Origin of the sequence: Virgibacillus necropolis, from assembly GCF_002224365.1 — a bacterium.
Lineage (GTDB): Bacteria > Bacillota > Bacilli > Bacillales > Amphibacillaceae > Virgibacillus_F > Virgibacillus_F necropolis.
On sequence record NZ_CP022437.1, the window covers coordinates 2308161 to 2322460 of the forward strand.

General features: G+C 36.5%; 17 protein-coding genes and 1 pseudogene. 17 read left to right on the plus strand and 1 reads right to left on the minus strand.

Going from position 1 to position 14300, the window contains the following annotated elements; translation table 11 throughout:
- The first annotated feature begins 39 nt into the window (after nt 1-39).
- The 14 genes and pseudogenes from ndk to CFK40_RS11120 all read left to right on the plus strand — a co-directional run bounded on the left by ndk (nt 40) and on the right by CFK40_RS11120 (nt 11154).
- Entirely contained in the window at nt 40-486 is a 447-nt protein-coding gene (gene ndk, locus CFK40_RS11060; RefSeq protein WP_089532361.1) for a nucleoside-diphosphate kinase, read from the plus strand.
- Nucleotides 487-563: 77 nt separating this feature from the next.
- Nucleotides 564-701, plus strand: a pseudogene (locus CFK40_RS21330) (CheR family methyltransferase); the annotation flags it as partial.
- A gap of 125 nt (nt 702-826) precedes the next feature.
- Nucleotides 827-1993 carry a chorismate synthase gene (gene aroC / locus CFK40_RS11065; protein WP_089532362.1) on the plus strand — a complete coding sequence of 389 codons (1167 nt, stop codon included), beginning with the start codon at nt 827-829 and terminating at the stop codon, nt 1991-1993.
- Nucleotides 1993-3069: a 3-dehydroquinate synthase gene (aroB, locus tag CFK40_RS11070; RefSeq protein ID WP_089534362.1), complete on the plus strand. Its 1077-nt coding sequence runs from the start codon at nt 1993-1995 to the stop codon at nt 3067-3069. Before aroC ends, aroB begins: the two co-directional genes overlap by 1 nt.
- A 13-nt stretch (nt 3070-3082) precedes the next feature.
- Nucleotides 3083-4372, plus strand: a complete 1290-nt coding sequence (aroA, locus tag CFK40_RS11075; protein WP_089532363.1) for a 3-phosphoshikimate 1-carboxyvinyltransferase — start codon at nt 3083-3085, stop codon at nt 4370-4372.
- A 51-nt stretch (nt 4373-4423) separates the two neighbouring features.
- Nucleotides 4424-5686: a tetratricopeptide repeat protein gene (locus CFK40_RS11080; protein ID WP_089532364.1), complete on the plus strand. Its 1263-nt coding sequence runs from the start codon at nt 4424-4426 to the stop codon at nt 5684-5686.
- A 28-nt stretch (nt 5687-5714) separates the two neighbouring features.
- Nucleotides 5715-6290, plus strand: a complete 576-nt coding sequence (locus CFK40_RS11085; RefSeq protein ID WP_089532365.1) for a ReoY family proteolytic degradation factor — start codon at nt 5715-5717, stop codon at nt 6288-6290.
- A 75-nt stretch (nt 6291-6365) separates the two neighbouring features.
- Nucleotides 6366-6836: a DUF2487 family protein gene (locus CFK40_RS11090; protein ID WP_089532366.1), complete on the plus strand. Its 471-nt coding sequence runs from the start codon at nt 6366-6368 to the stop codon at nt 6834-6836.
- A 524-nt stretch (nt 6837-7360) separates the two neighbouring features.
- Nucleotides 7361-7873: a QcrA and Rieske domain-containing protein gene (locus CFK40_RS11095; RefSeq protein WP_089532367.1), complete on the plus strand. Its 513-nt coding sequence runs from the start codon at nt 7361-7363 to the stop codon at nt 7871-7873.
- Nucleotides 7874-7876: 3 nt separating this feature from the next.
- Nucleotides 7877-8551 (plus strand): menaquinol-cytochrome c reductase cytochrome b subunit, encoded by a 675-nt coding sequence (gene qcrB, locus CFK40_RS11100; protein ID WP_089532368.1) that lies wholly within the window; start codon nt 7877-7879, stop codon nt 8549-8551.
- A 15-nt stretch (nt 8552-8566) separates the two neighbouring features.
- Nucleotides 8567-9337: a menaquinol-cytochrome c reductase cytochrome b/c subunit gene (locus CFK40_RS11105; RefSeq protein ID WP_089532369.1), complete on the plus strand. Its 771-nt coding sequence runs from the start codon at nt 8567-8569 to the stop codon at nt 9335-9337.
- Between the two features lie 93 nt (nt 9338-9430).
- Entirely contained in the window at nt 9431-10012 is a 582-nt protein-coding gene (locus CFK40_RS11110) for a lipoprotein heptaprenylglyceryl N-acetyltransferase LhaT (RefSeq protein ID WP_089532370.1), read from the plus strand.
- Nucleotides 10013-10241: 229 nt separating this feature from the next.
- Nucleotides 10242-10409: a sporulation protein YpjB gene (locus CFK40_RS11115; protein WP_089532371.1), complete on the plus strand. Its 168-nt coding sequence runs from the start codon at nt 10242-10244 to the stop codon at nt 10407-10409.
- Between the two features lie 64 nt (nt 10410-10473).
- Nucleotides 10474-11154: a zinc metallopeptidase gene (locus CFK40_RS11120; RefSeq protein WP_089532372.1), complete on the plus strand. Its 681-nt coding sequence runs from the start codon at nt 10474-10476 to the stop codon at nt 11152-11154.
- A gap of 137 nt (nt 11155-11291) precedes the next feature.
- Here the strand turns inward: CFK40_RS11120 and CFK40_RS11125 are convergent, their stop codons facing one another.
- Nucleotides 11292-12164 (minus strand): YitT family protein, encoded by an 873-nt coding sequence (locus CFK40_RS11125; RefSeq protein ID WP_193433324.1) that lies wholly within the window; start codon nt 12162-12164, stop codon nt 11292-11294.
- Between the two features lie 192 nt (nt 12165-12356).
- Here CFK40_RS11125 and CFK40_RS11130 point away from each other — a divergent pair, with 192 nt between their 5' ends.
- The 3 genes from CFK40_RS11130 (at nt 12357) to bshA (ending at nt 14296) form a co-directional block, all read left to right on the plus strand.
- Nucleotides 12357-12674, plus strand: coding sequence for a nucleotide pyrophosphohydrolase (locus CFK40_RS11130; protein WP_089534364.1), 318 nt, complete (start codon nt 12357-12359; stop codon nt 12672-12674).
- A gap of 75 nt (nt 12675-12749) precedes the next feature.
- Nucleotides 12750-13172, plus strand: a complete 423-nt coding sequence (locus tag CFK40_RS11135; RefSeq protein ID WP_089532373.1) for a methylglyoxal synthase — start codon at nt 12750-12752, stop codon at nt 13170-13172.
- A complete protein-coding gene (gene bshA / locus CFK40_RS11140) occupies nt 13169-14296 on the plus strand; it encodes an N-acetyl-alpha-D-glucosaminyl L-malate synthase BshA (RefSeq protein ID WP_089532374.1) in 1128 nt (375 codons plus the stop codon). The genes CFK40_RS11135 and bshA overlap by 4 nt, the downstream gene beginning before the upstream one ends.
- Nucleotides 14297-14300: the final 4 nt, after the last annotated feature.

A 14300-nucleotide genomic window follows, 5' to 3' on the forward strand; every position in this document is an offset into this window, starting at 1 on the left:
TGAATACTAACAACATACATAATAGAAGAGGTGTAGGAAATGGAAAAAACATTTTTAATGGTAAAACCAGATGGTGTACAACGTAACCTTGTAGGAGAAATCGTTAGACGTTTTGAAAGCAAAGGCTTTAAATTAGTAGGAGCTAAACTTATGGTTATTTCAGACGATTTAGCTAAAACTCATTACGGCGAACATAAAGAACGCCCATTCTTTGGCGAATTAGTTGACTTCATTACATCTGGTCCAGTTTTTGCGATGGCATGGGAAGGTGAAAATGTAATCACATCAGCACGTGATATGATGGGGAAAACGAATCCACTAGAAGCTGTATCTGGTACAATTCGTGGTGACTTCGGGATGACTGTTGGAAAAAATATTATTCATGGTTCTGATTCTGCAGAAAGTGCAGAAAGAGAGCTTAAATTATTTTTTGGTGAAAACGAATTGACTTCTTATGTTAAACAGGATAGCGACTGGATTTACTAATAGAAATGGCCTCCGTTACTGACGGGGGCTTTCTTTACATGCTTCTGAACAGTAGAGTTTCGAAGTGTCAGTAGAATAAAGAAGCCATCTATGCTAACTTTAGTAAACTTTTGGTGAATAATGGTGTTCTATTTGTTGGGAGTACAGAGCAAATATTTACCCCGAAAACATATAACTTTACATTAATAGCCACGTTTTTTTATCAAAAGAAATAGCTCTTGTCCTTTGGCAGGAGTTTTTTAACCGTCTTTTAACTATTAGTAAATATTTTAAATACTTTATTACATAATGAATTTGTTATGGTATAGTAGAAACTATTATTATAAAGGGAGGGCTCCTAATGCGCTATTTAACTGCAGGAGAATCACATGGAAAGCAATTGACGACAATTATTGAAGGTTTACCATCACATATGCCACTTACAAAGGAAGATATCAATCATTCCTTACTACGTAGACAAAAAGGACATGGCAGAGGTAAACGAATGCAAATTGAGAAAGACTTGGTAGAAGTAACAAGTGGTGTAAGGCATGGGTATACATTAGGATCACCTATTTCTTTAGTTATACATAATGATGACTTTAAGCATTGGACAGATATTATGGGTGATGATCCATTGGATGATGATAGTGAAATTAGACGAGTCGTTTCTAGACCAAGACCTGGTCATGCTGATCTAAATGGTGCACTCAAGTATGGGCACCGGGATATGCGAAATGTTCTTGAACGCTCTTCTGCACGTGAGACAGCTGCTCGAGTAGCTGCAGGAGCAGTAGCTAAAACACTTTTAAAACAACTAGGGATTGAAGTATCGGGTTATGTAAGAGAGATTGCAGGAATAAAAGCTGAAGAGGTTGAAGAATTAACCATACAGGAACGTCAAAATATTTCTGAAGCATCACCGGTACGAACGTTAGATAAAAACGTTGAGAAAAAGATGATGGATGCTATTGATTATGCAAAAAAAGATGGTGACTCGATTGGTGGAGTAGCAGAGGTATATGTTGAGGGAATGCCAGCTGGAGTTGGTTCTTATGTCCATTATGATCGAAAGCTAGATGCACGTATCGCGGGAAGTGTATCGAGTATTAATGCATTCAAAGGTGTTGAATTTGGAATGGGATTTGAAGCTGCTAGAAGGAATGGTAGTGAGGTCCATGACGAAATTGCTTGGAATAAAGAGATTGGATATTATAGAAAAACGAACAATCTAGGCGGATTTGAAGGTGGAATGACTACTGGGATGCCAATAATTGTAAAAGGAGTCATGAAACCAATTCCTACACTGTATAAACCATTACAAAGTGTTGATATAGAAACAAAAGAACCATTCAATGCAAGTATTGAGCGGTCGGATTCCTGTGCAGTACCAGCAGCATCTGTGGTGATGGAACACGTTGTTGCATTCGAGCTAGCAAAAGCTATTACAGAGCAATTTCCATCTGATCAATTTCCGACGCTACAACGGGCATTAAAAGATTACCGAGAGGAACTTAGGTGTTTTTAATGGCACAATTGGATGTAGAAACAAGTGTAAATAAATATCCTATCCATATTCTAGAAAATATTCGACATCAATTTAACCAGTATGTATCAAAAGACTATTCAGCGATTTTTATTGTTACGGACGAACGAGTAGCTAATTTATATTTAGAAGATGTTAAAGAAAGCCTTGCAAGTCATCCTAAAGTTTTTCATACCGTTATTCCAGCAGGTGAACAATCAAAGAGTATCGAGGCGTATTATCAATTGCAAACACAGGCCATCGAATATGGACTTGATCGACAATCGCTCATTATCGCTCTAGGTGGGGGTGTTGTAGGAGATTTAGCAGGTTTTGTTGCAGCAACATTCATGCGAGGCATCGATTATATCCAAGCTCCTACGACCATTTTAGCGCATGACAGCAGTGTTGGTGGTAAGGTTGCAATTAATCATGCATTAGGGAAGAACCTGATTGGAAATTTTTATCCGCCGGTAGCGGTTATTTATGATATCCAAACATTACAATCATTACCAGCAAAAGAAATTCGGTCCGGCTATGCAGAGATAGTAAAAGAAGCGTTGATTGCAGACAAAGAATTATTTGAGGATGTCATGCAGGAAAAGCTCAATCAAGTAACGAATGCTAGTTTAAGGGATCATATTTTTCGGGGAATCAAAATAAAAACCCACTTTGTGCAGGAAGATGAAAAAGAAAAAGGGATCCGCGCATTTCTTAACTTTGGTCATACGCTGGGACATGCACTTGAATCAGAATATGGTTATGGTACGTTAACACACGGAGAGGCTGTTGCAATTGGCATGCTGTTTGCTATGGACGTAAGTAATGCAGTTTTTTCCAATTGTTTACCTGTAGAAACCCTTCGAAAATGGTTAAACCTTAATAGCTATCCACTTGTGTTAGATGAAATTAATAGTGAAAAATTACTAAGTCGTATGAAGTCGGACAAGAAGGTCTCAAACAATCATGTACAAATGGTACTTTTAAAAGAAATCGGTAATCCAGTTCTTGTAGAATTAAATGATGAGGATATACAGAAACACTTGGAAAATTTTATAAATAAGATGATGAAAAATTAGGAAGTGATTATAAATGGCAGAAAAGAAGTTATCCCCACAAAAGGGTGTAGTATCTGGTGTAATTGAGGTACCAGGAGATAAATCTATTTCACATCGTGCTGTAATCTTTGGATCAATGGCAAACGGAATAACAGAAGTGTCCAATTTTCTAGATGGTGAAGATTGCATGCGTACGATAGACGTTTTCAAATCAATGGGTGTAACAATAGAGAAGAATGAGACAAATCTTATCATCCATGGAAAGGGAGTAAATGCTTTAAAAAAGCCTAGTAATGAGTTGTATTTTGGAAACTCTGGTACAACAGCTAGACTATTATTAGGAGTACTTGCAGGTTTACCCTTCCAAACATATGTAACCGGTGATGAATCGCTGTCGAAAAGGCCAATGAATCGAGTTGTTTCCCCTTTACGCGAAATGGGTGCTAAAATTGAAGCTAAGGGTGAAGAAAATGTATTGCCTTTAACCATTGATCAGGGACAGTTATCTGGTATTCAATATAAATTACCAGTTAAAAGTGCCCAGGTTAAGTCTGCACTACTTTTAGCGGGTTTATTTGCAAATAATAGTACCAAAATAAGTGAAATAACGCCTACACGCGATCACACGGAACATATGCTAAAGGCTTTTGGGGCAGATATAGTAAAGCATGAATTATCAACTACAATCACAAGTAATAAGCAGCTTAAAGCAACAAATGTAACAGTGCCTGGTGATATTTCATCTGCTGCATTTTTACTTGTAGGTGCTGCAATAGTTCCTAATAGCAAACTATCGATTTCACGTGTGGGATTAAATGAGACAAGAACAGGGATAATTGATGTATTCAAGAAAATGGGAGCTAATATCGAAATAACCAACGTTGTTGCAATAAACGGTGAATTAATTGGCGATATTACGATTTCCTACAAGGAGCTTGAAGCGACATTGATTGAAGGGGACGTCATTCCACGTTTAATCGATGAAATTCCAATTATAGCTTTGTTAGCCACACAAGCAAACGGAACAACGATAATAAAAGATTCACAGGAACTTCGGTACAAGGAAACTGATCGAATTCATGCAGTTGTTGATGTTTTATCAAAACTAGGAGCATCTATTGAAGGAACAGAAGATGGCATGATTATACACGGCAAAACACAATTAATAGGTGGAGAGGTTTCGGCTTATCATGATCATCGTATCGCAATGATGGCTTCAATTGCTTCCTTAATTACCAGAGATGAAGTTATACTTGATGACGATTCAAGCATTGATATTTCCTATCCTGGATTTTTTCAGGATTTAGAAAAATTACTTGGCTAAAATCATGTCAGGTATCGTAGTACTAGCAGTTCGCTTAGGAGGGATGTATAGATGGAAACAATCATGGAAGCAGTTCATTTAATGGAGAACAACAAAACAAAAGCGGCAATAGATCTATTAGAAAAGCACCTCCCAACAGCAGATGAGGATGAAAAATTTACGATTGCCGAATTATATATACAATGGGGAATATATCCAGAAGCAAGTTATATTTTGGAGGATCTATTACAACAATACCCAGATGAAAGTGAATTACGCGTGATGCTTGCGGATATCTATATTGAACTTGATAATGATGAAAAAGCAATTAACTTATTGAATGAAATCAAGACAGATGATCCAGCCTATTTACCAGCACTAATTCAACTGGCAGATCTTTATCAAGCTCAGGGTTTATTTGAAGTTGCAGAACAGAAGTTATTAGCTGCAAAACAACTTGATCCTGAAGAAGCGCTTGTTGATTTTGCGTTAGCTGAGCTCGCTTTTTCAACGGGAGAATATCAAAAAGCGATAACGTTCTATGAGCGAATTCTTCCTAAAACAAATGAAGTAGCCAATATCTCTATAAACGATCGTCTTGCTGAAGCTTATGCAGCGTCTGGTGAATATGAACTTGCATTAACCTATTTCCAAGAGATAGAAAGCGAAAATCCTGATACACTGTTCAAATATGGGTTTACCGCAGCACATGCCAATCGAAATGATATTGCTATAAAAGCATGGGAGCATGTTATAGAGATAGATCCTCATTACCTTTCTGTTTATTATGAACTTGCCAAAGCATATGAAACAGAAGAACGTACAAATGAGGCATATGAGACCATCAATAAAGGATTACAGCTTGACGATTTTAATAAAGAGCTTTATTTTTATGCTGCTAATTTAGCACATCAAATAAATAAAAGTGATGAAAGTGAAAAATACATTCGTGAAGCTGTTGCCCTTGATCCTGACTATAAAGAGGCTGTGCTATTCTTAATTGAAATGTTAAAGATTCAAGAAAAATATGAAGAAATACCCGAATTAATAGTCGAAATAAAAAAATTAGGTGCTGATGATCCTCTTTACGATTGGGAACTCGCCCGTGCATTTAATAAAATAGAATTATATAATGATGCATTAAATCAGTACAATGAAGCATACAATAGACTAAGTCAAGACAGTGATTTCTTAAAAGAATATGGCTATTTTTTAACCGAGGAGGGGAGAATAAAAAAAGCTATAAGTGTTTTCTCAGAGTATTTAGAAATCCAACCGTTGGATACTGATGTTGAGGAATATTTGGGCCGCTTAATTCAATCTACTGAGATTTAGTATAGATATAATGAGGGAGGAAAAAGTTATGCAAGCTCCTATCTCCATTCAAGATAAAAAAGCATTTATTGAATGGTTTTTAAATCATTATCAACTAAAGAAACGTGAAAGTGTTTGGATTTTAAATTATTTGGTTAATCACGATAACCTCTTAAATAATGTACATTTTATTCGAGAGGCGAAATTCTGTCCAAGGGGTATCATAATTTCTAGTCAATGTTCGGATGACGCACCGTTTCGTTTTTATAAAAACCATTTAGTTACTACAGATGCTGAGAAATCCTTTCATGATATACGAATGAATAGAGAAGAAGCGCTCTATGTACAGTTGAATTTTCACAATTCCATTCAAAATGCATCCTATGTCGCGGTATTAGAGGATAACCCTTTTATACCTGAAGACTTTTATATTACTAAAAGTGATGAAGACAACGCAAAGAAACTTCTAAAAAAGCTAGTGTATGATCGTGAAAAGAAAAAAATACAAGAAGCTATTGATTACAGTCTTGATATAAATGACCAGCAAATGTTTATGAAACTTACGAATAAATTACATAAACTTGAAACTATTAATGAAGATCAACCTAAATTGTTGAAGCAATAGGTTGATTTTTTTTGCGTAAATGAGATAAAATTTAATAAGATACTGTGAATTCGGGAATAGAAAGGAAGTTAAGACATGCAATGGGTAAAAAAAGATTTATTACAATACATACAAGCAAAAGAATATGTAGATACTACAATCGTACCCCTAACACCATTTCATTTGTCGAATGATACGGAACTGCCTAAAAGCGGGTTTCAAGGTGAGGCCCTTTCTATATTTATTAACCAAATAGAAAGAGATTTAGCGGGTAGGGTTATGTTGACGCCGAATTATACGTATTTAAAAAATGCGGACAAGCAGCAGGAAGTTGCTAGATTAAATGAGTGGGTAGAAGATGTAGCCAGTCAACCCTTTAATCACACCTTCTTTATTACGTTCGATTCAAAATGGAAAAAACACGAATCTATGCTAAATGGAACGCTTTTATGGTTGCCGGGGTTACAATCAGGTGATTTGTATGCAAAGGAAATGCACAGTGTTATCCATGATCAAGTGACACAAATTAATGAATTAATACGATCTTATTGGGAAACAATGGAATAATGAAAAGCGGAGACGACTGTTCAGCTACATACAGATAGAAGGGAATGTGAAATGTACGGTGTACTTTCCGTACTTTTAATAGGCCCAACTATCTGCTAGTAAGGCCACTGAAAAAGTGGTGGATTTTAAAAATTTAACTTTTCACCTTAACTTAGCATCTCGAATATACGGAGACTCCTGCGGGAAGCAAGAGATCGGCGAGACCCCGTAGGACGGCAGTCCGAGGAGGCTCGACACTCGCCCGCGGAAAGCGCAGTATATTCGAAGATGCGATGGTAGATCCACATATTTTGTACTATATTTAACTTTTTCAGCGGCCTCTCTGCTAGTCGCTAGGAGTCGTAGCTAGACATGAAAACAGAGGCACAGGCTAGATAAGAAAACGGCTAGTTTTAAGTGTATCTTTTGTTAACATTTTTGGATACATATTGACCGAACAAGCAGTTTGCGCTATTATGGTAATGTCCTAGTAATCTGATTAAATTTATTAATGTCCGTGATTAAATGAAAGAGGGGGGAAAATCATGAGCGAAAAAAAGCAACAAGTATCCCGTCGACAATTCCTGAATTATACACTTACTGGTGTAGGTGGTTTTATGGCAGCAGGTATGCTTGTCCCAATGTTAGGAATGGCTGTTGATCCAATTTTAAAGAAATCATCTTCTGGAGACTTAGCTAATATAAATCTTGCCGTCGATGATATTACAAATGAGCCGCAGCGTGTAGATTGGAAAGTCGATCAAGTAGATGCTTGGTATGAGTCGCAAGTTAGTAAGTCAGCTTGGGTCTATAAAAATGATAATGGTGATATCGTGGCACTTTCCCCAATATGTAAACACTTAGGTTGTGTTGTTTCGTGGGAAGGTAGCGAACAGTATCCAGACCAATTCTACTGCCCATGTCATGCTGGCCGTTATACAAAGGATGGCGTCAATGTACCTAACACACCTCCATTAGCACCGCTTGATGTTTACGAATCAAAAGTTGAAAATGGTATGTTGTATTTAGGTAATGCACATCCGAGAGGGGAGGCGTAAAAAATGCTACAGAAAATGTATGATTGGATTGATGAACGTGTAGACATTACGCCTTTGTGGCGTGATATTGCAGACCATGAAGTACCAGAACATGTTAATCCCGCACATCACTTTTCAGCTTTTGTATATTGTTTCGGCGGATTGACGTTCTTTGTGACAGTAATACAGATTTTGTCTGGAATGTTCCTAACCATGTACTATGTTCCAGATATAGAAAATGCTTGGAAATCTGTATACTACTTACAGACAGAGGTAGCACATGGTCAAATAGTACGAGGAATGCACCACTGGGGTGCTAGTGTTGTTATCGTAATGCTCTTGTTACATACTTTGCGCGTATTTTTCCAAGGCGCATATAAAAAGCCACGTGAACTTAACTGGATGATTGGAGTATTATTATTCTTTGTTATGCTTGGCCTTGGTTTTACCGGTTACTTATTACCTTGGGATAACAAAGCTTATTTTGCAACAGAGGTTGGACTAAATATCGCTGAGCAAGTACCATTTATTGGCGAACAATTAAAAACATTACTAGCAGGTGATCCAAGTATTGTTGGAGCGCAAACATTGACAAGATTCTTTGCAATTCACGTATTCTTTTTACCAGCTGGATTGTTCGGGTTAATGGCCGCTCACTTTTTGTTAATTCGTAAGCAAGGAATTTCTGGACCACTATAAAAAGGAGGGAAAGCTGTGCATAAGGGTAAAGGAATGAAGTTTGTCGGAGATTCTCGTATATCCTCCGATCGTAAACCGAATATGCCTAAAGATTATTCTGAGTATCCTGGAAGAACGGAAGCTTTCTGGCCTAACTTCTTGTTAAAAGAGTGGTTAGTTGGTGCTGTATTTTTAGTTGGGTTTCTATGTTTAGTATTGGCACATCCTTCGCCGCTTGAAGGTGTAGCTGATCCAACAAATGCAACCTATATTCCGTTGCCAGATTGGTATTTCTTATTTCTATATGAACTTTTAAAATATGACTTCGCAAGTGGACCATATACGTTGTTTGGTATCATTATTCTCCCTGGACTAGCATTCGGTGGGTTACTATTGGCACCATTCTTAGATCGCGGACCAGGTCGCAGACCGCACCAAAGACCGATTGCAGTTGCAATGATGGTTTTAGGTCTTGCATCGGTTATGTTACTGACTTGGGAATCCGCTTCTCATGTAGATTGGGAAGCTCGTGCCGAAGCAAATAAGCCAGTTCCTACAACTGAAATTGATAAAGAAAATCCTGGTTATGCAGTTTTTGAAAGTAACTGTATGACTTGTCACGGAGATTCACTTCAAGGTGGAGCTGCGGCACCATCATTAATAGGAATTGACTATTCAAAAGAAGAAATCATGAAAATTGCCCAGGAAGGTATTGGAACAATGCCTGCTGGAGTTTTTAAAGGTACAGATAAAGAGCTAGAAGCATTAGCAGAATTTATCGTATCCGTTAATGAAGAAGCTAAATAAGTGACTGCATAGTTATATAAGACACCTTTGCCAACATAATTGGTGAAGGTGTCTTTTTACTTATTTAGTATTGTAAAAGAGAGGACTTTTGACATGATTCAATACATACTGCGTGATAAACTATTTTTACTTTTATTATTTGTTGTAAATTTATTCGGAACAATATATGGATATATTTGGTATCGTTATCAGCTTGCCATAACCCCAGATATCTTTCTTATATTTGTACCAGATAGCCCGACTGCAAGTCTTTTCTTTACAATTGTAATCTTTTTTTTCTTATTCAAGAAAAATGTTCCTTATATAGAAGCACTTGCCATTATCACCTTATTTAAATATGGTGTATGGGCTGTAGTTATGAATGTTTTCACCATAATTGTTGATGGTTCTATTGGTTGGCAAGGCTATATGTTGATCGCTTCACATGGTGCTATGGCAATTCAAGGTTTATTATATGCCCCGTATTATCGAATTAAGCTACGTCACATTGTAATCGCAGCAATATGGACGTTACATAATGATATAATTGATTATGTCTATGGAATGATGCCGACATATTCCTCCCTTAATGCGTATATGAATGAAATTGGCTATTTTACTTTTTGGTTAAGTATTTTATCGATTTACATTGCTTATATGTTAACGATTAAAAATAAGAACAAGCAAACCCTTTAAGAGGCTGTTGAAAAAGTCACCAAATGATAAACGGCGAATTCTTCGTTGCGCAGTTTTTCCGGTCCTCACATATTAAAAGCATACGTTCAGGTCCTCAAAATCTTCGCGCCTTGAACTTCTTGTTTCTAATTTGTTGACTTTTTGAACACGCACTTTAATAAATCTAGTTATATCCTCTCGTTTATTAACATAAATTTATTAATAAATGTCTGCGAGAGGTTGATCACATATGAGAAGTGTTATTTATGCATCGATAGTGAATCTCGTTCAAAGCATGACTTCTTTCTTTTGGGTTATACTTGCTGTTGGGGGAACAATTGTAGTGGTATTGGCCTATGTTAGTTGGATAAAGTATAAGGAGGAAAAAAAACGTCAAAAAAGGGATTCAAACAGTTGACTTATTCCTCATTTTTGACTAAAATTGACCTTAGAAAGATATATTATATTATGGAGGAATGAAAATGTCACTTGGTGGATATATTGTATATATTGCCTTGTTAATGATCATCCCAATTTGGGCGCAATCTAGAGTAAAAAGAACATATAAAAAGTTTTCAAAAAAAGCAACATCTTCTCATATGACTGGAGCAGAGGTTGCTCGAAAAATATTAAATGATAATGGTATTTATGATGTACAAGTAGAAGAAACGCGTGGTTTTTTATCTGATCACTATGATCCAAGAAAGAAAGTTTTACGCTTATCCAGTAGTAATTACCACGGGCAGTCAATGGCTTCTTCAGCTATTGCAGCACATGAGGTGGGTCACGCAATTCAAGACGCTGAATCTTACGCATTTTTGCGATTTAGACACGCATTAGTACCAGTCGCTAACCTTGGTTCAAACATGTCGATGTTTTTAATCATCGGTGGCTTTCTTTTTGGAATGAGTAACCTAATATTATTAGGAATAGTTTTTTTCTCAGCAGCAGTTCTTTTCCAATTCGTAACATTACCTGTTGAGTTTAATGCTTCCAGTAGAGCAATGACACAGTTAGTATCGACTGGCGTTATTAATAACAATGAAGAGCGTGATACGAAGAAAGTTCTTAATGCAGCCGCTTTAACCTATGTTGCAGCAGCATTAGTTGCTCTTGCAGAATTAGTACGATTTATCTTAATGTATACAGCAAGTAATGAATAATGAATATCAAAAAGGATGGCAAATTTGCCATCCTTTTTCTAAGCAGTTAAGAAAGTATAAATCCTTTCTTACTGCATAAGTGCAACTAAGGCTTTCGCCATTAAGGCTTGGCGATAAGCCAAGTTTTCTAATGATTTTTAATCCATAATAGGGTTTTTATTTTCGTCTAATGTGAATCCTTCACCTACAACATCATGAACAGAGCTTACCGCTACAAAGGCATGAGGGTCAATACTTTTAATAACATTTTTTAAACGTACTATTTCGTTTCTTCCCACCACGCAATATAAAACATCTCGGGTTTCACCTGTAAAGCTTCCTCTTCCTGCTAAAACGGTTACTCCACGATCCATATCTTTGATGATGATTTTAGCAATATCATCACTTTTACTTGAAATTATGGTTGCTCCACGTGCTGAATATGCACCTTCTTGGATAAAGTCAATTACGCGGGCACCTATATAAACAGCTACTAATGTGTACATGCCTTCAACCAACTCCAGATAGGTAATAACTGAAGTTGCTATTACCACTAAATCAAACAGAAACATGGTTTTACCCATACTCCATCCAACATATTTATGGACAAGCCGCGCAATTATATCAACTCCCCCAGTGGTTCCGCCATATCTGAAAATGATTCCTAAGCCTACTCCAATAAATACACCGGCAAATAATGCTACTAAGGTCATATCGGATTGCAGGTTCATCTGAAAGGGTTCAATTTGAAAAATTGCTAAAAATAAGGATACAGATAGCGTGCCAACAATCGTATAAATGAATGTGTTTCTGCCCAGGAATTTCCAACCTATTAAAAAGACGGGAATATTTAATATAATATTTGTTATGGCAGGATCCCATCCCCATAAGAAATACATCAATAGTGTGATACCAGTAAATCCACCTTCTCCAAGGTTGTTTTGCATATTAAAATGCACAAGTCCAAATGAAAATATTGCTGAACCAATTAAAATAAAGATAACGTTTTTAATTTTTATACCAAAAATCATAGCTAAATCCTCCTTTTCTTTCTTAAGCATTTCACGCAAACACACTTTTACTAGTATAGTCAATTTTAACCAATCGAACAATATTCAGTGGATTGTGCAGTTTAATAATTTGTCAAATTAGAGCCTTTTAGCTAACATAAAGGAAGTTAAAACTTTAATTGGAGGAATAACAACTTGTCTTCGAATAAAAAAATGTATACTACAGCGGAAATGCAACAACGCGTGGATGATTATATTTCACAATTTAATACTGGATACTTTTCCCCTTTAGCTCAAATGGCAAGATTAACGGAAGAAGTCGGCGAAATGGCACGAGAAGTTAACCATCTTTATGGGGAAAAACCTAAGAAAGATTCAGAACAGGAAAAGGCGATTGAGGATGAGTTAGGCGACATGTTATTTGTAATGATTAGTTTTGCTAACTCATTAGACATTGATTTATCTGATGCTTTTAATCGTTCGATTACTAAAATAGAGACTCGTGATAAAGATCGTTGGAATAGAAAGTAAATAAATGGATGCCACAGTAATAGTAATAAAAAAGGTGTATGGGTTAGAAATTAGTGTAGGGGTAGGTGTAGAAAGATGAATATTGCATTAATAGCACATGACGGAAAAAAACAAACAATGATCGGTTTTAGTATTGCTTATAGTCATGTATTAAAAAAACATTCCTTATTTGCTACTGGAACAACGGGATCTTTAATAATGGAAGCTACAAATCTTACTATCCATCGATTTCAATCTGGACCAAAGGGTGGGGACCAACAAATCGGAGCAATGGTTGCCAACAATGAAATGGATATGGTAATCTTTTTTCGTGATCCATTGACAGCTCAACCACACGAACCAGATGTCAGTGCACTGATGCGACTTTGTGATGTTCATTTGATTCCGCTGGCGACCAATTTGGCAGCTGGAGAAATATTAATTCGCGCCTTGGAGCGCGGAGACTTTCAATGGAGGGAAGTCGTAAAACAAAATAAACAAAAGGAAATAGATAAATGATGAAAATAGGTATATCGTGCTATCCAACTGTGGGGGGATCAGGTGTCATTGCAACTGAACTGGGAATGTTACTTGCTGAACAAGGTAATGAAATTCACTTTATTACATCCAGCCTACCTTTTCGTTTAAATAGAGTTAATCCATTAATAGTTTATCATGAGGTGGATTTAAATCATTATCCAGTCTTTCAGTATCCTCCGTTTGACTTGGCATTAGCTAATAAAATGGCAGAGGTTATCGATAGGGAAAAGCTCGATATTCTCCACGTCCATTATGCAATGCCTCATGCAATTTGTGCGATACTAGCGAGGGATATTGCCAAGCATGATGTTAAAATAGTTACGACTTTACATGGTACAGATATTACTGTTTTAGGTGTAGATCAATCTTTTAAAAAGATGATAACACATGGAATTGAGCAATCTAATGCAGTAACAGCAGTATCGAACAGTTTAGTAAAACAAACAAAGGAAATGCTTGGCATAACGAAGGATATCGATGTGGTATATAATTTTGTTAATGAAAATGAATACAAAAAGAAAGAATTATCTGGGATAAAAAAAGAATATGGAATTAAAGAAAATGAAAAAGTACTGATCCATATATCAAATTTCCGCAAAGTGAAACGGATCCAAGATGTTATTCAAACATTTAAAAAGGTGAGTCACTACATAGATGCAAAACTTCTTCTCGTAGGGGATGGACCTGAATATTCCAACACGTGCCAGTTAGTTGATTCTCTAGGACTTAATGATGATGTATTATTTTTAGGTAAACAAAAGAACGTTAGCGATCTTTTATCCATATCTGATTTAAAGTTGCTTTTATCAGAGAAGGAGAGCTTTGGTTTAGTACTATTAGAGGCGATGGCATGCAAAGTGCCGTGTATCGGTACTGCAGCTGGTGGTATACCAGAAGTAATTGAACATAATGAAACTGGTTATATTGTAGATGTAGGGGATACCGATAAGGCAGCTGAGTACGCTGTTCAATTACTGCAGGATGATGCGTTACGTAAGCAGTTTTCACAAAATGCTTACAACCGTGCTAGAAAATACTTTCACTCGGAAATTATCGTCAATCAATATTTAGATATATATGATCGTGTTTTAGCAAGAAACTAAAAAA

Bases quoted from the DNA above. Each gene is read 5' to 3' on its own strand.
- ndk (WP_089532361.1), top strand. From the start codon at position 40: ATGGAAAAAACATTTTTAATGGTAAAACCAGATGGTGTACAACGTAAC.
- aroC (WP_089532362.1), top strand. From the start codon at position 827: ATGCGCTATTTAACTGCAGGAGAATCACATGGAAAGCAATTGACGACA.
- aroB (WP_089534362.1), top strand. From the start codon at position 1,993: ATGGCACAATTGGATGTAGAAACAAGTGTAAATAAATATCCTATCCAT.
- aroA (WP_089532363.1), top strand. From the start codon at position 3,083: ATGGCAGAAAAGAAGTTATCCCCACAAAAGGGTGTAGTATCTGGTGTA.
- CFK40_RS11080 (WP_089532364.1), top strand. From the start codon at position 4,424: ATGGAAACAATCATGGAAGCAGTTCATTTAATGGAGAACAACAAAACA.
- CFK40_RS11085 (WP_089532365.1), top strand. From the start codon at position 5,715: ATGCAAGCTCCTATCTCCATTCAAGATAAAAAAGCATTTATTGAATGG.
- CFK40_RS11090 (WP_089532366.1), top strand. From the start codon at position 6,366: ATGCAATGGGTAAAAAAAGATTTATTACAATACATACAAGCAAAAGAA.
- CFK40_RS11095 (WP_089532367.1), top strand. From the start codon at position 7,361: ATGAGCGAAAAAAAGCAACAAGTATCCCGTCGACAATTCCTGAATTAT.
- qcrB (WP_089532368.1), top strand. From the start codon at position 7,877: ATGCTACAGAAAATGTATGATTGGATTGATGAACGTGTAGACATTACG.
- CFK40_RS11110 (WP_089532370.1), top strand. From the start codon at position 9,431: ATGATTCAATACATACTGCGTGATAAACTATTTTTACTTTTATTATTT.
- CFK40_RS11115 (WP_089532371.1), top strand. From the start codon at position 10,242: ATGAGAAGTGTTATTTATGCATCGATAGTGAATCTCGTTCAAAGCATG.
- CFK40_RS11120 (WP_089532372.1), top strand. From the start codon at position 10,474: ATGTCACTTGGTGGATATATTGTATATATTGCCTTGTTAATGATCATC.
- CFK40_RS11125 (WP_193433324.1), bottom strand. From the start codon at position 12,164: ATGATTTTTGGTATAAAAATTAAAAACGTTATCTTTATTTTAATTGGT.
- CFK40_RS11130 (WP_089534364.1), top strand. From the start codon at position 12,357: ATGTATACTACAGCGGAAATGCAACAACGCGTGGATGATTATATTTCA.
- CFK40_RS11135 (WP_089532373.1), top strand. From the start codon at position 12,750: ATGAATATTGCATTAATAGCACATGACGGAAAAAAACAAACAATGATC.
- bshA (WP_089532374.1), top strand. From the start codon at position 13,169: ATGATGAAAATAGGTATATCGTGCTATCCAACTGTGGGGGGATCAGGT.